Annotated in this window: 27 protein-coding genes; 8 read left to right on the top strand and 19 right to left on the bottom strand. The window is 34.8% G+C overall.

Annotation, left to right across the window (positions count from 1 at the left end; genetic code table 11):
* The first annotated feature begins 50 nt into the window (after nt 1-50).
* Complete coding sequence (locus ACEE93_RS02940; RefSeq protein ID WP_449156102.1) at nt 51-1,184, top strand: nucleotidyltransferase; 1,134 nt, start codon at nt 51-53, stop codon at nt 1,182-1,184.
* 9 nt (nt 1,185-1,193) lie between these two features.
* On the opposite strand, the gene coaD is transcribed toward ACEE93_RS02940, so the two are convergent.
* Nucleotides 1,194-1,688, bottom strand: a complete 495-nt coding sequence (coaD, locus tag ACEE93_RS02935) for a pantetheine-phosphate adenylyltransferase (RefSeq protein ID WP_449156101.1) — start codon at nt 1,686-1,688, stop codon at nt 1,194-1,196.
* Nucleotides 1,667-2,245: a 16S rRNA (guanine(966)-N(2))-methyltransferase RsmD gene (gene rsmD, locus ACEE93_RS02930; RefSeq protein ID WP_449156383.1), complete on the bottom strand. Its 579-nt coding sequence runs from the start codon at nt 2,243-2,245 to the stop codon at nt 1,667-1,669. Before rsmD ends, coaD begins: the two co-directional genes overlap by 22 nt.
* A gap of 61 nt (nt 2,246-2,306) precedes the next feature.
* Here rsmD and ACEE93_RS02925 point away from each other — a divergent pair, with 61 nt between their 5' ends.
* Entirely contained in the window at nt 2,307-2,696 is a 390-nt protein-coding gene (locus tag ACEE93_RS02925) for a DUF7147 family protein (protein WP_449156099.1), read from the top strand.
* Here the strand turns inward: ACEE93_RS02925 and ACEE93_RS02920 are convergent, their stop codons facing one another.
* Nucleotides 2,697-2,951: a DUF2129 domain-containing protein gene (locus ACEE93_RS02920; protein WP_449156098.1), complete on the bottom strand. Its 255-nt coding sequence runs from the start codon at nt 2,949-2,951 to the stop codon at nt 2,697-2,699. It lies immediately after the preceding gene.
* Nucleotides 2,952-3,055: 104 nt separating this feature from the next.
* Here ACEE93_RS02920 and ACEE93_RS02915 point away from each other — a divergent pair, with 104 nt between their 5' ends.
* A complete protein-coding gene (locus ACEE93_RS02915; RefSeq protein WP_449156097.1) occupies nt 3,056-3,991 on the top strand; it encodes a glycerophosphodiester phosphodiesterase in 936 nt (311 codons plus the stop codon).
* A 125-nt stretch (nt 3,992-4,116) separates the two neighbouring features.
* Here ACEE93_RS02915 and ACEE93_RS02910 read toward each other — a convergent pair whose 3' ends face one another.
* The 4 genes from ACEE93_RS02910 to cyoE form a co-directional block, all read right to left on the bottom strand.
* The gene (locus tag ACEE93_RS02910; protein ID WP_449156096.1) at nt 4,117-4,554 is read right to left on the bottom strand and encodes a YlbF family regulator; all 438 of its coding nucleotides are present in this window, start codon (nt 4,552-4,554) and stop codon (nt 4,117-4,119) included.
* 1 nt (nt 4,555) lies between these two features.
* Entirely contained in the window at nt 4,556-5,620 is a 1,065-nt protein-coding gene (locus ACEE93_RS02905) for a CAP-associated domain-containing protein (protein ID WP_449156095.1), read from the bottom strand.
* A 170-nt stretch (nt 5,621-5,790) separates the two neighbouring features.
* Complete coding sequence (locus ACEE93_RS02900) at nt 5,791-6,246, bottom strand: DUF420 domain-containing protein (protein ID WP_449156126.1); 456 nt, start codon at nt 6,244-6,246, stop codon at nt 5,791-5,793.
* 36 nt (nt 6,247-6,282) lie between these two features.
* Nucleotides 6,283-7,194, bottom strand: a complete 912-nt coding sequence (cyoE, locus tag ACEE93_RS02895) for a heme o synthase (RefSeq protein ID WP_449156094.1) — start codon at nt 7,192-7,194, stop codon at nt 6,283-6,285.
* A 209-nt stretch (nt 7,195-7,403) separates the two neighbouring features.
* Between cyoE and ACEE93_RS02890 the strand changes: the two genes are divergently transcribed.
* The gene (locus ACEE93_RS02890) at nt 7,404-8,312 is read left to right on the top strand and encodes a COX15/CtaA family protein (protein ID WP_449156093.1); all 909 of its coding nucleotides are present in this window, start codon (nt 7,404-7,406) and stop codon (nt 8,310-8,312) included.
* A 324-nt stretch (nt 8,313-8,636) separates the two neighbouring features.
* Here the strand turns inward: ACEE93_RS02890 and ACEE93_RS02885 are convergent, their stop codons facing one another.
* The 3 genes from ACEE93_RS02885 to ACEE93_RS02875 form a co-directional block, all read right to left on the bottom strand.
* Complete coding sequence (locus tag ACEE93_RS02885; protein WP_449156382.1) at nt 8,637-12,083, bottom strand: pyruvate carboxylase; 3,447 nt, start codon at nt 12,081-12,083, stop codon at nt 8,637-8,639.
* A gap of 310 nt (nt 12,084-12,393) precedes the next feature.
* On the bottom strand, nt 12,394-13,644 hold the full coding sequence (gene ftsW, locus ACEE93_RS02880) for a cell division peptidoglycan polymerase FtsW (RefSeq protein ID WP_449156091.1): 1,251 nt from the start codon (nt 13,642-13,644) through the stop codon (nt 12,394-12,396).
* Between the two features lie 74 nt (nt 13,645-13,718).
* Nucleotides 13,719-13,994, bottom strand: coding sequence for a YlaN family protein (locus ACEE93_RS02875; protein WP_449156090.1), 276 nt, complete (start codon nt 13,992-13,994; stop codon nt 13,719-13,721).
* 135 nt (nt 13,995-14,129) lie between these two features.
* Between ACEE93_RS02875 and ACEE93_RS02870 the strand changes: the two genes are divergently transcribed.
* Together ACEE93_RS02870 and ACEE93_RS02865 are read left to right on the top strand one after the other, a co-directional pair.
* The gene (locus ACEE93_RS02870; RefSeq protein ID WP_449156089.1) at nt 14,130-14,612 is read left to right on the top strand and encodes a hypothetical protein; all 483 of its coding nucleotides are present in this window, start codon (nt 14,130-14,132) and stop codon (nt 14,610-14,612) included.
* 2 nt (nt 14,613-14,614) lie between these two features.
* On the top strand, nt 14,615-14,809 hold the full coding sequence (locus tag ACEE93_RS02865; RefSeq protein ID WP_449156088.1) for a DUF2197 domain-containing protein: 195 nt from the start codon (nt 14,615-14,617) through the stop codon (nt 14,807-14,809).
* 196 nt (nt 14,810-15,005) lie between these two features.
* Here the strand turns inward: ACEE93_RS02865 and ACEE93_RS02860 are convergent, their stop codons facing one another.
* Nucleotides 15,006-16,130, bottom strand: coding sequence for an NADH-dependent flavin oxidoreductase (locus ACEE93_RS02860; RefSeq protein WP_449156087.1), 1,125 nt, complete (start codon nt 16,128-16,130; stop codon nt 15,006-15,008).
* A gap of 153 nt (nt 16,131-16,283) precedes the next feature.
* On the bottom strand, nt 16,284-18,134 hold the full coding sequence (gene typA, locus ACEE93_RS02855; protein WP_449156086.1) for a translational GTPase TypA: 1,851 nt from the start codon (nt 18,132-18,134) through the stop codon (nt 16,284-16,286).
* Between the two features lie 92 nt (nt 18,135-18,226).
* Here typA and ACEE93_RS02850 point away from each other — a divergent pair, with 92 nt between their 5' ends.
* Nucleotides 18,227-18,418, top strand: a complete 192-nt coding sequence (locus ACEE93_RS02850) for a DUF5325 family protein (RefSeq protein WP_449156125.1) — start codon at nt 18,227-18,229, stop codon at nt 18,416-18,418.
* A gap of 195 nt (nt 18,419-18,613) precedes the next feature.
* On the opposite strand, the gene ACEE93_RS02845 is transcribed toward ACEE93_RS02850, so the two are convergent.
* Nucleotides 18,614-19,429 carry an inositol monophosphatase family protein gene (locus ACEE93_RS02845; RefSeq protein ID WP_449156085.1) on the bottom strand — a complete coding sequence of 272 codons (816 nt, stop codon included), beginning with the start codon at nt 19,427-19,429 and terminating at the stop codon, nt 18,614-18,616.
* A gap of 119 nt (nt 19,430-19,548) precedes the next feature.
* Between ACEE93_RS02845 and ACEE93_RS02840 the strand changes: the two genes are divergently transcribed.
* Entirely contained in the window at nt 19,549-20,157 is a 609-nt protein-coding gene (locus tag ACEE93_RS02840) for a YktB family protein (RefSeq protein ID WP_449156084.1), read from the top strand.
* Nucleotides 20,158-20,221: 64 nt separating this feature from the next.
* Here ACEE93_RS02840 and ACEE93_RS02835 read toward each other — a convergent pair whose 3' ends face one another.
* The 6 genes from ACEE93_RS02835 to ACEE93_RS02810 all read right to left on the bottom strand — a co-directional run bounded on the left by ACEE93_RS02835 (nt 20,222) and on the right by ACEE93_RS02810 (nt 25,827).
* Entirely contained in the window at nt 20,222-20,860 is a 639-nt protein-coding gene (locus tag ACEE93_RS02835) for a DUF4064 domain-containing protein (protein ID WP_449156381.1), read from the bottom strand.
* Nucleotides 20,861-21,000: 140 nt separating this feature from the next.
* Entirely contained in the window at nt 21,001-22,005 is a 1,005-nt protein-coding gene (gene auxB, locus ACEE93_RS02830) for a lipoteichoic acid stability factor AuxB (RefSeq protein ID WP_449156380.1), read from the bottom strand.
* A gap of 58 nt (nt 22,006-22,063) precedes the next feature.
* Nucleotides 22,064-23,146: an ABC transporter substrate-binding protein gene (locus ACEE93_RS02825; RefSeq protein ID WP_449156081.1), complete on the bottom strand. Its 1,083-nt coding sequence runs from the start codon at nt 23,144-23,146 to the stop codon at nt 22,064-22,066.
* Nucleotides 23,143-23,943: an ABC transporter permease gene (locus ACEE93_RS02820; RefSeq protein ID WP_449156080.1), complete on the bottom strand. Its 801-nt coding sequence runs from the start codon at nt 23,941-23,943 to the stop codon at nt 23,143-23,145. Before ACEE93_RS02820 ends, ACEE93_RS02825 begins: the two co-directional genes overlap by 4 nt.
* Nucleotides 23,944-23,945: 2 nt before the next feature.
* Nucleotides 23,946-24,740: an ABC transporter permease gene (locus tag ACEE93_RS02815; protein WP_449156379.1), complete on the bottom strand. Its 795-nt coding sequence runs from the start codon at nt 24,738-24,740 to the stop codon at nt 23,946-23,948.
* On the bottom strand, nt 24,724-25,827 hold the full coding sequence (locus ACEE93_RS02810) for an ABC transporter ATP-binding protein (RefSeq protein ID WP_449156078.1): 1,104 nt from the start codon (nt 25,825-25,827) through the stop codon (nt 24,724-24,726). Before ACEE93_RS02810 ends, ACEE93_RS02815 begins: the two co-directional genes overlap by 17 nt.
* Nucleotides 25,828-25,834 lie beyond the last annotated feature (7 nt).

Raw genomic sequence — 25,834 nt, 5'->3', positions numbered from 1 at the left:
TTATCTTCTGTTACAATACTCATAATGAATTACGAAAGGACAGATTGCAAATGAAAAGTGTTGCATTAATCACGGAGTATAATCCTTTCCATAATGGTCACTTGTACCATGCACGCCAATCTAAAATTGAAACCCAATCAGATATCGTCATTGCTATAATGAGCGGTCAATTTATGATGCGTGGCGAATTAGCAATGTTTAATAAATTTCAGCGAGCTCAAATGGCGTTAGCTGGTGTTGATTTGGTTGTTGAGTTACCCCTAGTTGGTTCATTATCTTCAAGTGATATCTTTGCTGAAATGGGCATTAAAGTTGCAGATTACATGGATGCCGATAGCTTATGTTTCGGTAGCGAATCCGGCGACATTGAAGCACTACAACGTGTAGCACAACAGTTGTTAGACATTGAACAAAGCCCTACTTTCAAACAGTATCTTAAAGAAGGTAAAAGTTATGCCCGAATCGTGTATGAACAGACGAACGAACCACTTTTAAAAGAACCAAATAATACACTTGGTATTAGTTACTTAAAACAGCTCATTCAGTTACAATCACCTATTCAACCCTATACGATTTCACGTTTACATACAAGGCATCATCAAGATGAATTGACACATCAAAGGTACGCAAGTGGGTCTGCGATTCGAAATAGTATTTTTAACCATCAACAAGATTGGCAGTACTACGTGCCGAGCGACCAATTAGAATTGTATCGTCAGCCCTTTACCGATGTTGAACGTGTATTTGATTTTTTACGATTCACCATTCATCAAAATTCGACAGAATCACTTAAATCCATTTATACCATACAAGAAGGCTTAGAACACCGAATTAAAAAAATATTACCATCTGTTCATAATTATGATACATTCATGCAAGCTCTTAAAACAAAGCGGTACACCTATACACATATTCAACGTGTACTCATGAATATTTTGTTAAATATGCATAAAGAAGATGTGCATAAAACGATTAATGGCGTGCGCATTCTTGCTATGACATCTACGGGGCAACACTATCTGAAACAGTTAAAACAAAACCATCCTGACCGTCAATATATCACTAATGTGAATCAAAAAAATGCACACTTATTTAAAAACGAGATTAAAGCCACACATCTTTATAATTGTATTACACATACAACTCAAAATGACTTTAATACACCAGTGTACATTCAAAAATAATATGCTGTTTTACTCTTTAATGTGTTTAAATTTTTTAAGCAACGCTTGTTCTACATGAGGTGGGACAAATTCTTTTATATCAGCATCGTATTGTGCCACCTCTTTAACCACACTAGAACTTATAAACGAATAATCTGTTGACGTCATCATATACAATGTTTCAACTTTTTCATTCAACTTTTTATTCATGGATGTTAGGCGTAATTCATATTCAAAATCACTTACTGCTCTTAACCCACGAATAATAGTTGTAGCGCCCACCTTATCGCAAAAATCGACAAGTAAACCACCATAAGCATGGACTGATACGTTATCTAAATGTGCGACTGATTGTTCAATTAATGAGATACGTTCTTCTGTCGTAAATGTGCCTTTTTTATTGCTATTTTTTAACACACAAACAAGTAGCTCATCAAATCGATCAGCACTTCTTTCAATGATATCAATGTGACCATTTGTAATAGGATCAAAACTACCTGGAATCACTGCTTTTGTATTAACCATGTTGTTCTCCTTTTTTTTAATATCGCTGTATCGGTTAAACCGTAATGATAAGTTTTGATGACTTCAAACGATGCGAAATCTATTTGTTCTTGATGACTAAACTCGCACACAATCGTACCATTTTCTTTTAATAAGTCAAACTCAGCAATTCGTTTTAAAACATTGTCAATGATCCCTTTATCATAAGGTGGATCTAGAAAAATAATATCAAATTGAATCTCACGTTTGTTCAATGCTTTTAATGCGCGATCGGCATTATTTTTATAAACTTCCGCTTGAGAAGATAAATCAAGTCTTTTTAAGTTTCTGTGTATAATTTTGATAGCATGACTATTTTGGTCAACAAATATAGCCGATGAGGCACCTCTTGATAAAGCTTCTATCCCTAAACTTCCGCTTCCAGCAAATAAATCTAATATTTCGCCTTCTATTTCCCCTTCAAAATTGTATAAACTATTAAATATACCTTCTTTCACTTTATCCATAGTAGGTCTCGTATTCTGACCTGCTAGTGTCTCGATAGGTTTACTTTTATGTTTTCCTGAGATTACACGCATTGAATGACACTTCCATTCTTAAATCATTTTTAATATACTTTGAGGTAAAGGAGGCATACCCATGCAACAATCATTTATCGTATTAGGTCATGGACTTACGGACTTGTTCGAATTTAAAACATTAATTCAATACAATCATGAGCGTATTTCACGCATTGTCTTTTTTCACACACCAGAATCGAAAGCTCAACAGTCATCAGTCGCGATAATTATGAAACCGACACCTGGCCGTGAATTTCAAGCCATGTATATGATGATTAATGCTCTAAATTATCCATATCCTCAAACCAATCGAAAATATGAGTTAATTCAATCATTTATCCAACCTTACGATATTGAAACGTTAGAAATAGATGTGCATGCTCCAGAAGTTTTTCCAGAATTAGAATTATACTTCAATTATTTAAAGAGTGTGTTACGTCTTCAAAATTGGATACCTGACTTAGAATAATCAATGAATCCAATCATTTTGTTCCTTTTCATATACTTTTTTTAAATTTTTATATGGGGAACCTTCAATGTCTATTACGTATTTGAGTTTCATTAATTTTTGAATTGTTTCATCTAGCTTATCTTTAGTAATGTACATTGTAACATATTTGTCTTTACTGTTTGAATACGTGATGTGACCGTATTTTCGTATATGGCGTTCGTGTTTCATGCTTTTTAAATAGATGATAATTTTTTCTCGTTGAATAATATTCATAGACTCACCTCACTCGTATCACATACTCGGTCTAATAATCATCGTTTCATTTTTTTAATTATAGTATAGTAATCATAACACCTCAATATAAAGGAGCAAAAACTATGACTAAAACAACAAAACGCATTACTCAGTCAATTATAGGTCTATCAAGCGTTGTTGGTGGAATATTATTATATCAGTCGTTCAAAAAACCATCTCAACAGAAAACAACTAAACCATTTTTCCAACATGAATCCCCTTACATTTTCAGTCATCGCGGTGGTATGCTCGAACGCCCAGAATGTACGACTTTAGCGTTTGATCATTCTGTAGCAATGGGATTAACTGGTTTTGAAACAGATATTCGTTTAACAAAAGATGAACAAGTTGTTATTTTTCATGATGCAGATGTTGATCGCACAACAAATGGTTCCGGACTTGTGTCAGATTACACACTTGAAGAACTTAAAGCACTGGATGCAGGCTATCACTTTAAAGACATCAATGGCAATTATCCTTATCGCAATCATCCAGAAGCCAAAATCTTAACACTTTCTGAGTTATTGGACCGCTATCCTACTCAGTTAATTAATATTGATATCAAAGACCATCCAGATAGTTATGAAGGCAGTATTGTCCCACAGCGTTTATTTGACATCATTCAGCAAAAACAAGCGGAACATCGTGTGTTAGTAACAAGTTTTCATCATACACAAATAGAACGCTTTAACTTATACAATGATGGTTCAATCGCAATAGGTGCTAGTCAAAAAGAAGTAACCGAAGCGATTGTTAAACGTTATAGTGGACTTGGTAGTTTCTACGAAGGATACGCCGATACCTTACAAATGCCAACTCAGTTTAAAAACATTCCACTTGTCCATAAGTCACTGATTCGTTGGTTAAAATCTCGTAATATCGTGCCTGGTTATTATGGTATTAATAGTGTCGATAAAATGCACGACCTTGTCGAGATGGGTGTCCATACTATTGTGACAGATCGTCCAACTCTAGGTCGTCAATATTTAACGCTTGCACAACATCACACCCATGTATAACGTGATATAAGCAAGTCCATATTGTATTATTTACATTAAAAAGGTTGGGACCTCACGTATTGACGCTCTGAGACTCCATTAACGGAGTCCCAGTGGTAATACTTTGTCCCAACCTTTGTTTAGATTTATATCGAACACCCACAACTAGCGCCTTCTCCACAGCCACATCCATGTTGTTTATGAATAAATGGCACGCCCGCATCAACTTTAGCATGTGCTGAAACTTGAGCGGTAATAATAGAAAGTACTTCATCTAGTAAAGATTGTAATTCTGTTTCTGCTACTTTAAGTTGACTGACAGATTCATGCATTTCATAGGCGCGTTTTTTTCGTCGTGTGGCCATCATAATTTGTTGATAATCTGGATGATAACGCCCAAATCTTTGAATGGCATCATATTGTTGTTTACTGTCCAAAAACGCTTGATATAACTGTGTAGCTTGCGCATCATTATCAACCGTATTTTTCGCAAGTAAATAGTGTTGAAAAGCTTGAGACTGATAAATCATATCTGCAAGTCCATCGACTTCATCAAGTATATCCATAACTTTTTCATCAAACATATTATGATTCACCTTCCTCTAAAAAGATCAGTGTATAATAACCTCTATCTACTTCTCCACCCATTTGATTATATAGCGAATTCAACATTCTAGTACGGTGACTATCAGAGTTTAACCAACTATGAACTACGGTAGGAACATCATTAAAATCATACCCTACATTTTGAGAAACTGACTGATATGTTAGTTGGGTTTGACTCATCAAATCTGTTAAATCATTTTCGCTAAAAGCTTGATTTTTACCCTCTATGACATCAAATAAATCCATTGTCGCTACATTTTCAAGTGTTGGATTCACTTCTAGAGGATCCATTTGATACAATTTTCTCATTTCATTGGTTAATTCATATAAAGTAAGTAATTGATTTTGAGTTTGTTCTGAAGATGGCGTTGCTTCTGATTCATCCTCTTTAGATTCATTAAGTGTGTCATCATTTTGTTCAGAATAAGGATTGACATCAACTAAGGTTTCTTTATCTAAATAACGTACACCTACAATTCGATTTGTATGTTGATCTATGAATACTTGAGCATAAATATCACCAAATTGAATTAATGCTTGGGTTTTAACATCCACATCTGAAAGTTCAAAATGATAAGTTTGATGATTCAATGTAAATTGTGGCTCTGTATTAATCGAAAACGCATTATAGAGTTTGGAAGCATCGTCATCAATTTTGATTGGACCCGTTGTATTTTTTGAATCTTTACCTGTAACATAAGCTGATTTGACAGTTTTACCTTTTGTTAAGATAATAAGATATTTATTTTTTTGATGATAAATATAGGTCTGATACTTGTCTAAATAAGTATAGGTACGATCGGGTTGTCCATACTTTTCAATAATACTTTCTATCGGTTGTCCAATAAAAGTACCAATACCCGATTTTAAAGTTGGATTACTACTCGTTTTACTAGTTTTGTCTGATGCTGTGCGATTTGAATCAGTAGAAGATTTATTGGGGTTTTCTAATACGTCAAATTCTAACTTAGGGGAATAAAACAAATAAACTAAAAAAATGACTAGTAATATCACACCAAACACTTTAATGATAATACCTTTCATTTCAATCCCCCCTTTAACATTACTTTATTCCATTATTGTCGCATTTTTATCATTAAAATGAAATCCTAAAATAAAAAGTGATTTAAAACCGGGATGAATACATCCGATTTCAAATCACCTTTTAATTATATCACTAGATGCGTTATTAACTTATTCTGATAACTTCTATCTTAGTAACCGAAAGTGGCACGTAATAAAGAAGTTGTTTCGCCACCAGGATAAAGTACATAAAGTAAAATGTTAGTCACTAAGCCTGTAATAGCTGTAGCAAACCACACGACTGAAGCTGTTGGACCGACTTTTCGGTGGATGTGATATTTTTCTTTTAAACCTGTTGTAACTTGGATGATACCAAGTACTGCACCCACTGTAGCAAGGACAATGTGGAAAAATAAAAATACTGTATAGTATGGTTTAACTGAATCAGGTCCACCAAAAGCTGTATTACCTAGGAAAATAGTACGACTTGCATAGATTACAAAAAATATAACAGCTAATACAGCAGCAGTTAACATATTCTTTTTATGTTTTTCGATACGCCCCATATAAATGTGACGCCAACCTATTGCTACAAAAATAGCACTAATTGAGATACAAGCAGTACTAATCATAGGTAAAATTCTCATTAAATCCATGATATCAATCCCTTATTTTTCATTTTGTTAGATTAATTTAATTAAAGAAACAACCACAACAAGTGCGAAAAATACAACGAGATAATTTAAAGAATATACAAACATCGTCGTTGCCCATTTAACTTCTTTAGTTGAGGATTTAAAGCTTGTTAATCCTAGAGCAATCCATCCTAGGTTAAGCAATGTAGCTAGTACCATAAATGTAATACCTAACTCTGGCATTAAAAATGGTAAAGGTAACAGTAAAATAAGCCAGATAAACATACTAACGCGAGTACGATTAAAGCCTTTTACTGATGGTAACATCGGAATATTTGCCATTGAATATTCGTCTTTACGTTTAATAGCAAGCGCATAAAAGTGTACAGGTTGCCAACAAAAGACAACAAAGAATAATGCCCATGCCATCATTGATAATTGACCGTCAATCGCTACCCAACCAATTAATGGTGGAACAGCTCCTGGAAAACTTCCGACAACTGTATTCCATGTTGTATGACGTTTTGACCAAATTGAATAAAACGAAACATATCCTATCACGCCAGCTAATCCGATAACGCCAGCTGGTATATTTATTAAAAATAGTAGAATTTCACCAATTATAATCATGCCTAAACTTAATAAAACAAGTTGACGTCCTGAAATACGATCATTCACGGTCGGACGATTTTGTTTACTTGGCATTAGTTGATCAATGTCTTGATCATAATAATTATTAACCGCACAAGCGCCTCCCATAATCAACGCAGAACCTATTAGGGTTATAATGATTTCTGGTATTGAAGCAAGGAAGGATTGTTGCGTCATTACTACAGCTAACCAGGCACCGGCAAATGCTGGGATCAAGTTGCCTTGAACAAGGCCTAACTTAATAATTTGTGTAAACTCTTTATAAGTTACACGACCTGTAGTATGAGAAGCTACATTTGATTTTGCCATTCACTTACCCCCTTAAGAATGTCATATACTATATATGATAGCTTAAAGTACTGCTATTGACTAGATTTAAATTCATTAAATTTGTGACACTTTAGCGACATTCAATGTTCATGTTGATTTAGATATATAAATATAGATATTTTCTGTTATAATAAGCCTAAATATAATATTTTGATTTATATCATTTTATAATAACGAGGTGTTGATCATTGTTTAGTAAGCGCAACCTGAAATGGCTATCTATCGTTTCGACAATCATTATGACTTGGGTACAATTAGGTGGTGCGTTAGTTACAAAAACGGGCTCTGAAGATGGTTGTGGTACTGACTGGCCGTTATGTCATGGTGCCCTTCTACCTAAAAACTTACCTTTAGAGACTATCATCGAATTAAGTCATAGAGCAGTTTCAGGATTATCTTTATTCTTTGTGCTATGGCTCGCTATTACTGCTTGGAAAAATCTTGGCCATATTAAAGAAGTAAAACCACTAAGTATCATTAGTATTGGTTTCTTATTAATTCAAGCATTGGTCGGTGCCGCTGCAGTAGTTTGGCAACAAAATGATTATGTGCTGGCACTCCATTTCGGTATATCTCTGATAAGTTTCTCATCAGTCTTTTTATTAACACTCATCATTTTTAGAATGGACAAAAAATATGAAGCAAATGTGGTACATATTGAGAAACCACTTCAAATTTATACATTCTTAATGGCGATCATTACTTATGTAGGTATTTATACAGGGGCATTAGTAAGACATGCGGAAGCTAGCTTAGCTTATGGTACATGGCCTTTACCTTTTGGCGACTTGCTCCCTCATACGACAGAAGATTGGGTTCAGCTCGCACATCGCTTTTTAGCACTTTGTGTATTTGTTATTGTTTTACTTGCTTATATTCACGCAGTACGTCACTATTCTAATATTAGAATCGTACACTATGGATACACAGTGGCTTTAATTTTAGTTATACTTCAAGCAATTACGGGCGCATTATCCGTTTTCACAGGTGTTAATATCATTATCGCCTTATTACACGCGCTCTTTATTACTTACCTATTCGGTATGATTGCTTACTTCATTATGTTAATTCTAAGATCTAATCGTGGAGAACAATAACAACTTAATCATAAATTCATTAAAAAGAGCAGTGAAGTAAACGTTAGATCACTTCACTGCTCTTTTTATATTTTAATCCAAAACTAATCAGATTCATAAGTTTACATAATATATTTTCAGTTATACTATCTGTATAAATGATGCATTACCAAAATGACACTAATCTTATTTTGTTCGAAGTGGTCGTAAGCGCCCAAACTTGGTATAATCCGGCTCAGAAAGCAGAAATTTCAACAGAACTACGCAAGGCGCATAGATTAAAAATCAATCTTCGCTTCTTGCTTGATTCTGCTCAATTTCTGAACGCTTTCTTTCGCACTTTGTTTAATCCGGTTCGATTTCGATTAATAGGTCGTTTGTTTCGATGGTGTCGTTTTGGGAGGTGTGTATTTTCTGGATGGTACCTTTGAATGGTGCTTGGATGGTTGTTTCCATTTTCATTGCTTCTGTAATCATTAGCGCTTGGCCTGATTCGACTGTTTCACCTTCTTGAACTTTTACGTCAATAACAGTTCCTGGCATTTGCGCACCGATATGATTCGGTTGATTTCGATCGACTTTTGGTTTTGAAAGTTGTTCGGTTTTAACATGTTCATCTTTAACTTGGATACGTCTAGCTTGACCATTCATATCAAAGAATACTGTTCGATACCCCTGTTCATCAGGTTTGGTAATGGTTTTAAGCGTGACAATTAAAATTTTGCCTTTATCAATCTCTATTTCTATTGTTTCATTTTCTTTCATACCGAAAAAGCATGTTGGTGTATCTAAAGTTGAAATATCACCAAACTCTTTAACCGTTTGAATATACTGTTCATACACTTTAGGATAAAGCGCATAACTAATAACATCTTGTTCTGAGACTGGTGCTTCTTGAATGTTTTCTAAGTGAGCCTTTAATTGTTCAAAGTCAACTGGCTCTAGATATTCGCCTGGTCGTGCCGTCAAAGGTTGTTGATTTTTCAAAATGATCTTTTGTAACTTTTTATTAAATCCATTAACGGGTTGACCAATTTCCCCTTTAAAAAATGACACGACTGATTCAGGGAAGTCTAATTTATGTCCTTCTTGAAATACACGTTCTTCATCTAAGTCATTTTGTACCATATAAAGCGCCATATCGCCTACCACTTTTGATGAAGGTGTTACTTTAACGATATCCCCAAATAATAAGTTCACACGTCGGTACATATCCTTTACTTCATTAAAACGTTCTCCTAACCCTAAACTCTTAGCTTGTTGACGAAGGTTAGAATATTGACCACCTGGCATTTCATGTTGGTAAATTTCTGTATGTGGTGATTTCATATCACTTTCAAAATCACTATAATAAGGTCTTACCGTATCCCAATAATGAGAAAGCGCTTCGTGACCTTCAATATCCATACGTACATTGCGATCAAATCCACTCATCGCATAATATAAGGAGTTACTACTAGGTTGGCTTGTTAAACCTGACATCGCTGCTACCGCCGTGTCAATAATGTCTACTCCAGCTTTAATCGCTTGTTGGTATATCAATATGCCATTACCACTCGTATCATGCGTGTGTAAATGAATTGGTATATCGACTGCTGACTTTAATTCTCCAATTAACTCATAAGCGGCCTTTGGTTTTAATAATCCGGCCATATCTTTAATCGCTAAAATATGAAAACCTTCTTTTTGCAATGTTTTAGCTAAGTTAACGTAATAATCAAGCGTATAAATATTTGAACGTTCCGTATTTAAAATATCTCCAGTATAACAAATGGCACCTTCTGATATTTTTCCTTCTTTTTGTACCGCTTCATTAGCGACTTTCATTTGTTCAACCCAGTTTAAAGCATCAAAAATTCTAAATACATCGACCCCTGCTTGTGCACTTTCATGAACAAACTTTTGAATGACATTATCTGGATAGTTTTTATAGCCTACTGCATTAGAGGCACGTAATAACATTTGAAATAAAACATTTGGAATGGCTTTTCTCAATTGTGTAAGGCGTTGCCATGGATCTTCTTTTAAGAAGTTATATGCTACATCAAAGGTCGCACCGCCCCAGAGTTCCAAAGAAAAGTTATCATTCATCGTTTGTGCAGTTTGAGGCGCAATTTTCAATAAATCATGTGTACGGACACGTGTAGCTAATAATGATTGATGCGCATCTCTAAATGTAGTATCTGTAAGTAATACATCATCTTGCGTTTTAACCCAATCTGCCACCGCTTTTGCCCCTTGTTGCTCAAGGATTTGTTTTGTCCCTGATAAAGTTGAGACCTCTTTATGCTGTTGCTTTGGCATATACGATGTCTCAAATTGCGGCTTCGGTCGTTGATTGATATTTGGAAAACCGTTAATCGTAACATTACCAATGTAAGCTAATGTCTTCGTTCCTCTATCACGGGAAGGTTCCACAATAAATAATTCTGGGGTTTGATCTAAAAATTGCGTTGAATAATCCCCTGAAATAAACTGATGATGTTTAATGACATTTTGTAAGAAACGAATATTTGTTTTAACCCCACGAATACGCATTTCTTTTAAAGAACGTTCCATCTTTTCGCATGCATCTTTATAAGAAAGTGCATGTGTCGATACTTTGACAAGTAATGAGTCATAATACGGGGAAATCACTGCACCTTGAAAGGCATCCCCTGCATCTAAGCGGACACCAAAACCTCCAGTAGAACGGTAAGCAACGATTCTTCCTGTATCCGGCATAAAGTCTTGTGTCGGATCTTCTGTCGTAATACGACATTGAATAGCATATCCTAAGGTATGAATATCTTTTTGATAAGGCATATTAATCATGGCATCATGTAGTGATTCACCATCTGCAATTAAAATTTGACTTTTAACAATGTCTACACCTGTAATCATTTCTGTGATAGTATGCTCGACTTGTACTCTCGGATTCACTTCAATAAAGTAAAAGGCTTCATCCGACACTAAAAATTCAACCGTCCCTGCATTCATATAACCTATGTGTTTCATCAGGTGCACTGCAGCTTCACAAATTGATTCACGTAACTGCTGATTTAAACTAAATGATGGAGCCACTTCCACTACTTTTTGATGGCGACGCTGTACAGAACAGTCTCTTTCATATAAATGAACAACATTGCCATGGTGATCTCCCATAATTTGAACTTCAATATGTTTAGGATTTTCAATATATTTTTCAATATAAACTTCACTACTGCCAAATGATTTTTTGGCTTCTGACTTCGCTCGTTCAAATGCATCTTCAAGTTCTTTAGCTTCTCTAACGATACGCATACCTTTGCCACCACCTCCGCTAGTGGCTTTAACCATTAATGGATAACCGGCACTTTCTGCAAAGGCTTGGGCGTCTTTAAAATTATCGACAGGACCATCTGTACCAGGAATAACTGAGAGACCTGCATCAATTGCTGTCTCCCGTGCTTTAACTTTGTCACCAAACATATTTAAATGTTTTGTTGAAGGCCCTATAAAAATAATGCCTTCTTCCTGACATCGTTCAGCAAAATGTTTATTTTCACTTAAAAAGCCATATCCAGGGTGAATCGCATCGACACCAACATCTTTTGCGATATCAATCATTCTTTCAATATTTAAATAAGCATCACCTGGTTCTAAATCTTCCCCTAACAAGTAAGACTCATCAGCTTTATAACGGTGCAGAGAACCTTTATCTTCTTTTGAATAAACAGCAACAGTGCCAATTTCTAACTCGGTCGCTGCCCTAAATATACGAATCGCAATCTCTCCACGATTGGCTACAAGTAATTTATGTATACGATTCATAATGACTCACCCTTTCTATATTCTGAAAATTCCAATAATATAATTGCTATTATACCTTAGTCGTGTATTAAAGTGTAATACGAAACGATCGAAACGAATAATATAAATAAAACTTATTGCTTTTAATAACTTTAAATGAATCACACTACTATTTTAATGAGCACGCTTAAAATTGTCAAAATAATCGTCTTTTTCAATAGAAAAATCACTAGAATGAAAAGGGGCTCAGATATTGTGGCTTAAATCTTTTAGACAAAATAAAAAAAGCTAGGGGTTGTGACATAAAACATTAATGCTTTTGTCACAACCTCTAGCCTCTAGGTCTATTTATATATGTGGTTTTTTTAGCAGCTTCTCTTTCTAAATATTTTTGTTTCGCTTCGTCGTATTTAATTTGTTTACCAATAACGAGCAATAATCCCATTGCAATACTTAAACTAATCATAGAGGAACCACCAAAACTAATAAATGGTAATGGCACCCCTGTTAATGGGATTAAACCTGAAATACCACCTAAGTTAACAAATGTCTGCAACCCAATATAACTTGCGATACCTACACAAACCAATTTATAAAAGTAAGAAGTGGTTTTGGAAGCGAGTGAAAATGCCCGGTAAACAATAAAGTAAATTAATACAATGACGAAAAGCGCACCGATTAGCCCTAGTTCTTCACTTATAATTGCAAAAATAAAGTCAGTATGTGGCTCAGGTAAGTAGCCTAACTTCATAATACTGTTACCTAGACCTCGACCAAAAAAGCCGCCATTTCCAATTGCTAACAGTGAATTAGACAAGTGATAACCGATACCTTCTTCAAAATTGAATGGATTTTCGAGCGCACTAAAACGCGCTGTTAAATAGTCAGGTAAGATATTAATCTTAAAGACGACAATTAATATTAACCCTACTAGGAGCCCTAAAGCAGAGAATAATCCAATCTTTAAAAAGTTTTTTACACCAATACCTGAATAAATAATAATACTAAAGAAAATACCGCCTATTAATAATGTTTGACCGACGTCCTTTTGCATTAACACAAGGGCTAAACAAAAACCTACGAAAATAATTGGACCAAGGATAACCGTTGGATTATATTGAATTTGTCTTCTTTTGCGTTCAATTATGTATGGAACGTATAAGATTACTGCAATCTTTAATAACTCTGAAGCTTGTAAATTCATAAAACCTAAATTCAACCAACTTTTGGAACCATTTATTTCGCTACCAAGTACTAATGTCGCGAAAAGTAAAAGTAATATAACAGCCATCATCCCGAGTTGAACGTTTCGTTTTTTTAATATTTTGACGTCCATAATGTACGAGACGCAAAAAACAATAACAAAACCAATGATGACGTAAATTAATTGTCTTATATAGAAGTAGGTTCCAGCAACAGGCACGCCCCCTGTTAAAGTACCACGTGTTGCAGCCACCATACTCGCACTATATACCATAATAAGTCCAATAAAGCATAATGCGAGATAAGTAATTAATAATGGAAAATCGATATATTTAGATGATCTCAAAATATATCGAAATAGCTTTTTCATATTATTCATATGTGTTAATCATCCAATTCATCGCATTTACAATGTTTTAAATGCAATCTCTACACGCGAGGTGTAGAGTGTCTTTATACCTTAGTAAATGCTTCGTGTAATTTTGATAATTCTTTTTCCAGACCAAGCATTAATTCTTTACCATCTTCAGCATCAACTAATCCGATATTTACTGCAAAGTCAACTTCTTTTTGTAAACCATACATTTGTGTATCTAAAACTTCTTCATACAATGGACATTGTGGTAAAGTTAAGTTATCTATTTGAACTTTGATGAGTTGTAAAATACGTGTTGCATCTTTATGCAATTGGTCATACGCAACAGATTGAATGTCTTTTTGATTATTCAAAACGTACTCCCCCTATCAATATATCTGTACTTAAAAATTTTAGCTTATCCCATACTAAAAAGCAAGTAATTATAACGTACGTTCAAGCTCAAGTATGATAAAATAAATATTATTGAAATTTAAGGAGTGCTTAATATGATTCAAATTAAAGGACGCGTTCAATTTCCAATTACTTTAGACAGTACTACTTGGATTTTTGATGATCGTAAAGTGACTATAGAGGATTTAGAAAGAGGTGTTTTCGAAGGAGAAAAACCAATCAAATTTGAAGACAACCGCGAATGGAATCGTGCCATTTTAGAAGGACAAACAAATCCTCCTACGCTTAATTCTGAAATTGATTATAAAAAACGTGCAGTACTAAAGGATTCTTTTGTCATCAATATGACACCTTTTTTTAAAAATGCAGAACCCGCTGATGATGCGACAGCCATTCGATTATCGAATGAGTCAGAATCTATTGATGTTCCTTTTTCATTATTACCTTATCTGTTTTTCCAATTTGCTAAAGAAGGTAAACGACTCTATGACGATAATGCTGTCGATAGCTTTGTATACATCCCAGAAGAAGGCTATCAATATCCATTTAAACATGTGACACACATTGAGGTGATTTAGTCATGCGCAAAGTAACATGTATCCTTTGTGATACTGAAGTATTATTGGATGAAAATACGTTACTTGCTAAACGACTCAAAAATAATCCAATTAAAACATTTATGTGTGATGAATGTAAAAGTCGTGTTGACTCTCCAAAACAGCGACCTAGAGACGCTCATTTTCAACAAAATCATCACCATACACATTTAAAATAAATGAGAAAAGACTGGAGTTGGGGCTGAAACATAAAGCGCTAATGCTCTGGAAAACCGATTAACGGTGTCCCAAAAGCAGGATTTTTGGCAGAAAGTTCACGATTCGCCAAAATTAAAAAAACAATTTTAGCTCTTCGTTCGCTTCTGCTCAAATCCTGAACGCTTTTGTCCCAACCTCCACTCCAGTCTATTTTAATTAATCGTCTTTAGACGGTGATGGATACCAACCTTCAACAAACGGTTTCCATAACGCTTTCGGTAAGTCATGTTTATCCTCTCGATTTTGATCAAAATAAGAGATAATCTCATTTGTTCGGTCGTTTTTAATTTTACGAATAAACGCGGGATCAAATAATAATTCACGTCCTAAACAAATCAAAGATACGCCTGTGTTAAATGCTTCAAGTGCATCTTGAGCTGTAAAAATAGAACCAATACCAATTAATGGTTTACGTCCATTAATCCAATCTAGTAATAAATTAATTCTTTTTTCTCCTTGATAAGCGCCCTCTCTTACTTTTGAGTGAATATCCATCAATGATACATGTAGATAATGTAACGGCTTTTCTGATAAAGCTTCTACTAATGTTTTGGTTAATTCCATTGTAATTCCTGGGTCTTCAGCTTCTTCAGGTGAAAAGCGATAGCCCACTATAAAATCACGATCTGCTTCGTTATTTACAACACGGAGGACTTCATCAACCACCGCAAGTGGAAAGCGCAATGGCTCTGACCATTCATCTTCACGTCGATTATAATAAGGTGAGACGAACTGATGGATTAAATAATGATTGGCACCATGAATTTCAACACCATCAAAACCTGCTAAAATGGCTAAATGTGCTGCATGACCAAAGTCTTGTATTGCTTGTTCAACTTCTTCAGTAGTCATGGCACGTGCTTCATGAGGTTGATTATGACCAAACCCTGTGGTTGAGACGTCACTTGGTGCTTTGACATCGCCGTTTGGCACAAGTTCTGGTAAAGCTTTGGCACCCCCATGGTGAATTTGAATAACTGCTTTAGCTCCGTTATCTTTAATTGTTTGAGCTAATTGTTTTAATCCTTCTAAATCTTCCTCTTTAGAAATAGAAGGTTGGCCAGGAAAAGCTTGTCCTTCAATATTCGTATAGCTTGCAGCAGTAATTGCCATACCCACATCTTTTGTACGAGATTGAATATATTTTAATTCTGTTTCTGAGACTGTGCCATCTTCATTAGACAATGTATGTGTTAATGGCGCTAAAACAAATCGGTTCTCAAGTTGATGCTCGCTTGAAAGTTGTAGCGTTTCAAACAGCGGCTTAAATTTTTCATTCATCATATATTCCTCCTCTATTCTGACCTAATTATAGTTCATTTTTTAAACCTTACAAAAAAACTTGTTTATGTTTACCAATAAAAAAACTGCATAAACTATTATAATCCGTTACTTTGTCATAATAGTTTATGCAGTCATCTTCAATTTAAAATATTAATTATCTTCGTCTTCCATCATTTGTTTGATGCGTTTTGCTTCTTTTTCACGTTGACCTTTATTTAATATTTTCTTTCGTAAACGGACGTTTTCTGGTGTTACTTCGACTAATTCATCATCATCGATAAATTCAAGTGCTTCTTCTAATGTTAAGATTCTTGGTCTTTTCATTGTTTCAGTATTGTCTTTAGTAGCTGAACGCACGTTTGTTTGATGTTTTACTTTGGTAATATTTACAGTTAAATCATTTTCTCGATTGTTTTGACCAACAATCATACCTTCGTATACTTCTGTACCTGGTTCCATAAAGTTAACACCGCGATCTTCTAAATTTAAAATCGCATATTCACTGGCTTTACCTTGATCCATTGAAACAAGTACACCATTACGACGGCCGCCAATACGTCCCTTAATACGTGGACGGAATTCATCAAAGGTATGATTGATAATACCATAACCACGTGTCATAGACATAAATTCTGTTGTATAACCGATTAAGCCACGCGCAGGCACATTGAAGATTAAGCGTGTTAATCCATTATCAGTTGTGACCATATCGACCATTTCACCTTTACGGCGACCTAATGACTCAATAACAGCACCTGCATGTTCTTCCGGAACCTCCGCTTGTACACGTTCAAATGGTTCACATAATACGCCATCAATTTCTTTAATAATCACTTGAGGTTTTGATACTTGTAATTCATATCCTTCACGGCGCATATTCTCAATTAAAATAGATAAGTGCAATTCACCACGACCAGCTACCGTCCATGCATCAGGTGAATCTGTTGGCGTTACTTTTAATGAAACATCTGTTTCAAGTTGATTATCAAGACGTTCTTGAATTTGACGTGCTGTGACGTATTGACCCTCTCTACCAGCAAACGGTGAATTATTCACTTTAAATGTCATTTCTAATGTTGGCTCATCAATACGTAGTACAGGTAAGGCTTCTTGATGATCTTGTGGTGTAATTGTTTCACCAACGTTAATATCTTCCATACCTGATACAGCAATTAAGTCACCAGCATAAGCTTCTTGAATCTCTTCACGTTTTAAACCAAAGTAACCAAATATTTTAGTCACTCGGAAGTTCTTTATTGAACCGTCTAATTTCAATAACGACACGTTTTCGCCTACGCGCATTGTACCTCTGAATACACGTCCTACACCGATACGGCCGACATAATCGTTGTAATCAAGTAATGCTGGTTGAAATTGTAATGGTTCATCACGATTATCGATTGGTGCCGGTACGTATTCTAAGATTGTTTCATACAAGCATTTCATATTTTCATCTTGTTGATCTGCTTCTAAGCTTGCTGTACCATTCACAGCAGAAGCATAGACAACTGGGAATTCAAGTTGATCATCATTCGCTTCTAATTCGATAAATAAATCTAATACTTCATCTACAACCGCTTCTGGTCGAGCAGCTGGTTTATCAATTTTATTTACAACGACAACAGGTTTCAAATTTTGTTCTAACGCTTTTTTCAATACGAAACGTGTTTGTGGCATTGTACCTTCATACGCATCGACTACAAGCACAACACCATCTACCATTTTCATAATACGTTCAACTTCGCCACCAAAATCTGCGTGACCTGGTGTATCTAAAATATTGATTCGTGTATCTTTATAATCTACTGCTGTATTCTTAGCTAGAATCGTAATACCTCGTTCTTTTTCTATGTCGTTAGAATCCATGGCACGTTCTTCTACATGCTCATTTTCACGAAATATACCTGATTGCTTTAATAGTTCGTCAACTAATGTTGTTTTACCATGATCGACGTGAGCTATAATCGCAATATTACGAATGTCTTCTCTTAAATTAGTCATACTTAAATTTCCTTTCATGGGTAAATTATCACTTTATTTTGCAACTTGTTTATTATATCATATATATTGATTGATGAAACAGTTAGGTGGTTATATCAATGAAGAAATCTAAGGCAATCTTTTTTTTACTGTCCATAATCGCTGTATTCTTTTTAACGATGTTTAGCTTTGCTATTGGTGCAGCTAACATACCTTGGATGATTATTACATTCATTCTATTCTGCGCTACAATGGGCTATGGTTTTACTTTAAAAAAGAAATACAAAAGAAACAACTGGCTTTAACGAGATTGGGACAAAATCCTGCTTTGGGGACACCGTTAATCGGTTTCCCAGAGCACAAATGCTTGATGTCCCAGCTCTATCTATTGGGTTACACTATTATTTAAAACATAGAGGATGGGATTTCGTCAATTGTTAATCTGATGATTCAATTTAACGCATCCCATCCTCTATTCTACCTTCTTTTATTCTACTGTCTTAACGTTTAAAACGTTGGTGCAATTCTACAAGCAACGCATGATGTGGCTTAAAATAGTCTTCCATTAATGCTTGATGAATCCCCATATTACCGGCAACAATGGAATTAGCTCCTGTAACGCTTAACGTTTCTCCTAAAAAGTTTGTCACTTTACCATGTACTTCTTCTAAAATAATGAGTCCACCAGCAAAATCCCATGGTTGTAAACGTGGTGTTATGTATGCTTCTAATTGCCCTGTCGCTACATACACCAATTCTAACGCCGCAGAACCATATGCTCGTGCACTTCTCGCATCATTAATAATCGGCTGTAATATCGTATCTAGTTTCGGCTTAGTTAACCAATTTGGATTCATTCCAATAATACTTTCTTTAACGTTAGAAGTTTCTAATGATGGTAAAGCATGTTCATTAAGATACGCACCTTTACCCGTTTGTGCATGATATAATATATCTCTTGCAACGTCATATACAAACCCTGCATAAGGCATACCATCTTTAAATATCCCTACTGAGACTGCAAAGTTTTCTCGTTGATGAATAAAATTAAGCGTACCATCAATTGGATCGATTACCCAAACAATGCCCTTATCAGAGTGAATATCATGACCATGTCCTTCTTCGCCGATAATCGCATGATTGGGATAACTTTCCTGAATTTGTTGTACAAGAAATTGTTCCGTTGCTTTATCCACATTCGTCACTAAATCATTTGGATTTGATTTTTCTTCTATATCAATGTCTTCATTCATCCATTTACGAATATTATTGCCTGCTTCTAAAACAAGACTTTTAGCAAAATCATATAAGTTCATTTTCTTCACTCCTATTGTCTCTTATTATACATGAAAACGCATTGACTTAAATGTATTCGCACATATATTATGATAAAATATAATTACTTTAAATGAATTAATGTGAGGAGCAAATCACTATGACATATACTTTTTCAAAAGAAGATTTTCAAGTTTTTCAATTGTCTGATTTAACAGCATGTATGCACGCATTAGATGAACAAATACGTCCCCAACTCCATGCACTTGGTGACTATTTTACAGATTATCTTCAATCCGTTACTGGTGATCCTTTTTATGCTCACGTAGCCAAGCATGCACGTCGTACTGTTAATCCTCCTAAAGATACATGGGTCGCTTTTTCAACCAATCAACGTGGTTACAAAATGATGCCTCATTTTCAAATTGGTCTTTTTGAAGATCATTTATTTGTCATGTATGGTGTCATGCACGAAGATAAAAATAAAGCGCAAGACGTCAATGTTTTTGAAAAGAACTTAGACAAAATATTGCAATTACCGGAAGATTTCCAAATCTCGCTAGATCATACCCAACCTTACAAATCTCGTATTGATGATATGACCCAAGAAGATATAATGCAAGGCATTCAACGTGCTAAAAATGTTAAAAAAGGCGAATTTTTCGTTGCGCGTGTCATAGCCCCTGATTCAAAACACCTTAAAACTGACGACGCATTTATTGCCTTTTTAGAAGAAACATTTACTTACTTGTTAAAATTTTATGCTTAGATGTATTAAAAAAGCTAGAATAACCAGTGTTTTTAACATAAGGTTACTCTAGCTTTATTATTATCTATTTATGCTTGAAATCATCGTATTTTTCTTTTGCATCTTGCTCAGTATCTTTATACTTTTCGCTATTACTTTGAATTTCTGAACGTAAATCGTCTGCTTTTGATTCATAGCCATCTACTTTTGTATTTGTTGCGTGATGTGCTGCTGAACCAGAGTGTTCATATTGATTTGGAGAATGAGGTTTACGTACAAATAACATAATAGCAGCGATAAACCATAAAATAGCAGCGATAAAGCTAGCGTTCATAAATAGTCCTGCTAAAGCTGCTACAATTAATAGCACACCTGCTAAGATACGTTTTTTAAATAAAAATACAGCAATTAACGCTAGTACAAGTGGTATCGCGAATTGAACGGTAAGAAAACCCATTGGCACTTCCATATTCGCAAATTGATCGACATTTTGTCCTTGCTCTTCTAAAGCTTCACGTGCTTCCTCAGAGTTTAACAATTTAGGCATCATGGCTGCACCGAAAATACCAAGTAAAGCCCAAATAAGATGCAATACAATGCCTATCCAAGTTAATACTTTCTCAATAGTACGTTTAATAGGACCTCCCGCATTGGGTCTTGGTTGGGAGTTAAAAGGTTGTTGCTGATGTTCATTTTCATTGTTATAAATATAACGATCTGTCATTTTATCTCCTCCTAACACAACTATTACCAGTTATAAACTTTTTAAACATATACTATTTAAATTTATTAATAAAAAGTAAAAAATAGAAACACTTGGAAACATATTAGCTAATATCCAGTGTTTCTATTTTTATAAATTAACTATTCATCTTTTTCATTTTCTTTGTTGCGGTCTTGTTGTACTTTCAAACGATCTTCGAAGTTTTGACGACGTTGTACTGTAGCTTTTGGTCGTTTTTTACGTTCCTCTTTTGCTAACTTCTTACGTTGTTTTCTTTCCTCTTTTTGTTTTAATTTTTCTTCTTTACGTTGTTGCACCGCTTCTTTTGATGATTCATCATTGTCATATCGCGTATCTTGAGTGACGTATGGTGCTTCATATTGATCATCAGAAATTGACGTGTCTTCATTAACAAACGACTCATCAAACTCTGACGTCGCCGCTCTATCATCATCTTGCTCATTTGTTTCGTCGAACGTTGATTGTTCTTTTGATGCCTTACGGTGATACTTTGCTGATCTTGATAATACTTCTGGTTCAGTCTCTATATCTTCATTAATGTGTGATGACGTTTCTCGCGGTTCGTCATAATGCACATCAAATTCACTCGTAGCAGTATCATGTACAGGTTCGTGAGGCGTATGAGTTTGTGGTTCATAGGCTGCTGCTTCAGGTTGTTGATAGATAGGCACCATATGCACTCGACCCTTACGAATAAACATCATCATTGCCACTATAAAGAATAATAATGGGGCTAATGTAAAAAATAAAGGAATGGTTACAATCGCCGCCACTAAAAAGAGTAACCCAGAAACAATACGATGATTCATTGCAATTAAAGCTAAAAATGAGATCAATAAGCAAATAATTAAATAAACGATAAATGCCCAAACACCATTTTGAAACGTAATCACCAATTGTGTTGCAGTCATATTATTACTTGCTAATATATCTTGAAAGAAACCATTATTTGCAATATCATTTTCTAAATTTTGGATTGAGGTTTCATCGCTGAATAATACTAATCCAAAAAACATTGAGATCACAGTTGCTGCTAATAGAATAATCCAACTTAGCCACCCTAGAATTTTTTCAGCAACGCGACTTACAGGATGCTTAACCTGTGTATATGCATCTACTGTCATAATTTCACTCCTCAATTCATTTCTCTTCTGTAATCATTATAGCTGATAAACACTTCTATTATAATGCCATTTTAAAATTTAAAAAGCGCTCGTTAAATTCATTTAAAACATCTGGCCCTAAATCACGATACACTTCTAAACGTTGTTGCGTTTCATAGGTTGGATAAATACGTGCATCATGCCGTATGTCATCTGGTAACATTTGGCGCGCAGTTTTGTTTGGTGTAGCGTATTCTACCCATTCAGTATTTTGTTTGTTAATTTGTGGATCGAGTAAAAAGTTAATGAACTGATGAGCACCTTCCACATTTTGAGCTATCTTCGGAATCACCATATTATCAAACCACACATTCGATCCTTCTTTAGGAATTACATAATTAAATTGGTGATTTGAATGAAATATAGGGGCCGCTGCACCACTCCATAACACGGCAACATTAGCTTCATGTTGTTCTAACATCATTTTAACTTCGTCTCCTACTACACCTCTAATATTAGGCGCCAATGACTTTAAATATGTTTCCGCTTCGGCCAAATGATCACTGTTTGTGTCATTTACACTGTAACCCAATCGATTAAGTGATAAACCTATATTTTCACGAGCACCATCGACAAGAAGTACGTCATCTTTTAATTCAGGTCGTTTCAAATCGTCCCAACTATCAAAAGAAATATCTGGATAGACCTTTTGATTATATAAAATACCCACTGTTCCAAAAAAATAAGGAATAGAATATTTGTTATGCGGATCGAACGGCTGATTCATATATGCTGAATCTATATGTTTAATATTAGGCAATTTTGATTGATCAATTGGATAAAGTAAATGATCTTTTTTTAACTTTTCAATAGTATAATCACTTGGAAACGCCACATCATAGTGTGTACCACCATTTCGAATTTTGGCTTCCATCGCTTCGTTAGAATCAAACGTCTCATAAATCACACGTATGCCTGTTTCTGCTTCAAATTGGCGAATCACATCCGGGTCAATATATTCACCCCAATTGTAAATATAAAGGCGTTCTTCGTTTTTTGAATCCTTTTTACTTATGTGTCCTTGATTCACCCAATAACCTACTCCTAAGCTTAACAAACCTAATATAACTGCACCACTTATAAACTGAATGAATTGTTTCATGACGCAACCTCACTTATGTTTGATTGGCGCCGTTTTACAATATGATAAATGATAAGCGCACACATAATAACAAGGAATAAAATGGTTGAAATGGCATTGACTTCCATACTAATTCCACGACGCGCCATCGAATAAATTTCAACTGAAAGGACACTGAATCCATTACCAGTAACGAAAAAACTAACTGTAAAATCATCTAAAGAATACGTTAATGCCATAAAGAATCCTCCAATAATCCCTGGCATTAATTGAGGTATGACGATTTTACTTAACAACTGAAATTCAGAAGCCCCTAAATCTCGACCAGCATTTAAAATAGATTCATTCATTTCATATAATTTAGGTAGCACAATAATGACCACTATTGGTATACAAAAAGCTATATGAGATAACAAAACTGACGTAAAGCCTAACCCTAGCCCTGTCCATTGACCTATCAAAGTAAACATAATTAAAAACGCCGCACCAATGACTACGTCAGATGATACCATAAGTACATTATTTAATGTCAGTAACGATACCTTAAGTAACTGACGTCTAAGTGTGTAAATCATTAATGCACCAAATACACCAATTACCGTAGCAATCGCAGCAGCTAACAATGCAATAGCAATGGTGTTAAAAATGACTTGTAATAATCTCTTATTATGAAGCAAGTTTTGATAATGTTCTAAAGTAAAATGTTCAAAGTGAATCATATTGCCAGCGCTATTAAACGAATAAATAATCAAAAAGAGAATGGGTAAATATAAAACGATTAACAACACATATAAATAACTTTTTCCATACCATTTCATCGTTATACGCCTCCTTTTGAACGTGTAAAAATCAAAAGGATGGCCATACATATGACGAGTAATAACGCGATTGTTGCACCCATACCATAATTTTGAATAACTAAAAATTGTTCTTCGATCGCTGTCCCAACATTAATCACTCGATTACCCGCAATAAGCCGAGTGATCATAAACAATGAAAGTGCAGGAATAAATGTGACTTGTATGCCCGTTTTGATGCCTTCTTTGGACAAAGGAATCACTATCTTTCGAATAACTGTGAATTTACTTGCTCCTAAATCTTGAGCTGCGAGTATATATTGGTTAGGGATATCTTTGATACTATTATAAATGGGTAATAGCATAAATGGTATGTAAATATAGACGGCTACCATAATAAATGCTGGCGCTGTAAACAATAAGTGTTGCGTTGGCCAATGTAACATATTGAAAAACTTATTGATAATACCATCATGACTTAAAATCCCAATAAATGCATATGTCTTGAGAAGTAGATTCATCCAAGTCGGCACAATCATGATTAATAACCAACTGCCAGCGTGAGGAGACTGTCGTATCCAGTATGCAGCAGGATAACTAATCACCAAACAACATAATGTAATGATTGCTGCATACATTACGGAAGACCCTAACATATTTAAGTAATGTAGCGAAAAAAGTTGGCGATAATTCTCCAATGAAAATTGCCCTTGTGGATTTAAAAAAGAAAAATAGCATAATAATAACAGTGGTATCATAATAAAGATAACCATCCATAGAAAATAGGGTATCGCAAGGAGCTTATTTATTTTTTTCATTTGTTGTTGCCTCATACCCTTCTATTCTTTTATCAAATTCAGCTTCTGTTTCACCAGGAACCATGATATGAATTGCATCTGGTTGAAAATATAAGCCAACTTCTGAATTCGTCTCAAAGAAACGTGTTGATTGGATGATCCATTCGTAACCTTTTGTATCTTTGCAAATCATCTCATAATGCACACCTCTAAATAAAGAAGATACTACAACGGCTTTAAATAATCCTTCATTAACAGCAACGATTTCAATATCTTCTGGACGTATCACGACTTCTACTGCCTTTTGCGGTTCAATTCCTTGATCAACACATTCAAAATCTTGCCCATATATATTGACGACATAATCTCTCACCATAATGCCATCTATAATATTTGATTCACCAATAAAGTTTGCAACATACCGATTAACAGGTTCATCATAAATGTCAATTGGTGTACCAAATTGTTCGACACGCCCTTCACGCATTACAAAAATATAATCACTCAATGCTAAAGCCTCTTCTTGATCATGTGTCACAAAAATAAACGTAATGCCAAGGCGAGATTGTAATGCTCTTAATTCATATTGCATTTCTGTTCTTAACTTTAAATCCAATGCTGATAATGACTCATCTAACAATAAGATTTCAGGTTCATTAACAATTGCACGCGCAATAGCAATACGTTGTTTTTGACCCCCGCTTAAGGATTGAATCGCACTTTGCTTATACTGTGATAATTTGACTAATTTTAGTGCCTCATCTACCTTTTGAGCAATTACTGCTTTAGGTAATTTTTTTAACTTTAACCCGAAAGCTACATTTTCAAATACATTTAAGTGGGGAAATAATGCGTAATCTTGAAATACTGTATTAACCTGTCGTTTATTTGATGGCACTTTATTCAATTGCTTCCCTTTGTAAATAATATCGCCTTCATCTGGTGTTTCAAACCCTGCAATAAGTTTTAAAATGGTCGTTTTTCCACATCCGGAAGGGCCTAAAATCGTATAAAACAACCCACTTTCTATCTCTAAATTAAGATCTTTTAGAATGGGTTGATCATGAAAACGTTTCGTCACATGATTCATTGTTAGTAATGGCTTCATCTTGAAA

This window comes from Staphylococcus sp. 11262D007BW (assembly GCF_053547815.1).
The sequence above is the reverse complement of the archived record's forward strand: the minus strand, read 5'-3'. Positions and strand labels throughout refer to the sequence as shown.

Excerpts from the sequence above, each read along its gene's own strand:
- ACEE93_RS02845 (WP_449156085.1), bottom strand. The coding sequence starts at position 19,429 with ATGAACTTATATGATTTTGCTAAAAGTCTTGTTTTAGAAGCAGGCAAT.
- ACEE93_RS02940 (WP_449156102.1), top strand. The coding sequence starts at position 51 with ATGAAAAGTGTTGCATTAATCACGGAGTATAATCCTTTCCATAATGGT.
- ACEE93_RS02925 (WP_449156099.1), top strand. The coding sequence starts at position 2,307 with ATGCAACAATCATTTATCGTATTAGGTCATGGACTTACGGACTTGTTC.
- ACEE93_RS02840 (WP_449156084.1), top strand. The coding sequence starts at position 19,549 with ATGACATATACTTTTTCAAAAGAAGATTTTCAAGTTTTTCAATTGTCT.
- ACEE93_RS02910 (WP_449156096.1), bottom strand. The coding sequence starts at position 4,554 with ATGTTTGATGAAAAAGTTATGGATATACTTGATGAAGTCGATGGACTT.
- ACEE93_RS02860 (WP_449156087.1), bottom strand. The coding sequence starts at position 16,130 with ATGAATGAAAAATTTAAGCCGCTGTTTGAAACGCTACAACTTTCAAGC.
- ACEE93_RS02885 (WP_449156382.1), bottom strand. The coding sequence starts at position 12,083 with ATGAATCGTATACATAAATTACTTGTAGCCAATCGTGGAGAGATTGCG.
- ACEE93_RS02865 (WP_449156088.1), top strand. The coding sequence starts at position 14,615 with ATGCGCAAAGTAACATGTATCCTTTGTGATACTGAAGTATTATTGGAT.
- ftsW (WP_449156091.1), bottom strand. The coding sequence starts at position 13,644 with ATGAATAATATGAAAAAGCTATTTCGATATATTTTGAGATCATCTAAA.
- ACEE93_RS02905 (WP_449156095.1), bottom strand. The coding sequence starts at position 5,620 with ATGAAAGGTATTATCATTAAAGTGTTTGGTGTGATATTACTAGTCATT.
- cyoE (WP_449156094.1), bottom strand. The coding sequence starts at position 7,194 with ATGGCAAAATCAAATGTAGCTTCTCATACTACAGGTCGTGTAACTTAT.
- ACEE93_RS02920 (WP_449156098.1), bottom strand. The coding sequence starts at position 2,951 with ATGAATATTATTCAACGAGAAAAAATTATCATCTATTTAAAAAGCATG.
- ACEE93_RS02900 (WP_449156126.1), bottom strand. The coding sequence starts at position 6,246 with ATGAGAATTTTACCTATGATTAGTACTGCTTGTATCTCAATTAGTGCT.
- ACEE93_RS02815 (WP_449156379.1), bottom strand. The coding sequence starts at position 24,740 with ATGAAAAAAATAAATAAGCTCCTTGCGATACCCTATTTTCTATGGATG.
- ACEE93_RS02825 (WP_449156081.1), bottom strand. The coding sequence starts at position 23,146 with ATGAAACAATTCATTCAGTTTATAAGTGGTGCAGTTATATTAGGTTTG.
- ACEE93_RS02915 (WP_449156097.1), top strand. The coding sequence starts at position 3,056 with ATGACTAAAACAACAAAACGCATTACTCAGTCAATTATAGGTCTATCA.
- coaD (WP_449156101.1), bottom strand. The coding sequence starts at position 1,688 with ATGGTTAATACAAAAGCAGTGATTCCAGGTAGTTTTGATCCTATTACA.
- ACEE93_RS02835 (WP_449156381.1), bottom strand. The coding sequence starts at position 20,860 with ATGACAGATCGTTATATTTATAACAATGAAAATGAACATCAGCAACAA.
- typA (WP_449156086.1), bottom strand. The coding sequence starts at position 18,134 with ATGACTAATTTAAGAGAAGACATTCGTAATATTGCGATTATAGCTCAC.
- ACEE93_RS02870 (WP_449156089.1), top strand. The coding sequence starts at position 14,130 with ATGATTCAAATTAAAGGACGCGTTCAATTTCCAATTACTTTAGACAGT.
- ACEE93_RS02820 (WP_449156080.1), bottom strand. The coding sequence starts at position 23,943 with ATGAAATGGTATGGAAAAAGTTATTTATATGTGTTGTTAATCGTTTTA.
- rsmD (WP_449156383.1), bottom strand. The coding sequence starts at position 2,245 with ATGCGTGTAATCTCAGGAAAACATAAAAGTAAACCTATCGAGACACTA.
- ACEE93_RS02810 (WP_449156078.1), bottom strand. The coding sequence starts at position 25,827 with ATGAAGCCATTACTAACAATGAATCATGTGACGAAACGTTTTCATGAT.
- auxB (WP_449156380.1), bottom strand. The coding sequence starts at position 22,005 with ATGACAGTAGATGCATATACACAGGTTAAGCATCCTGTAAGTCGCGTT.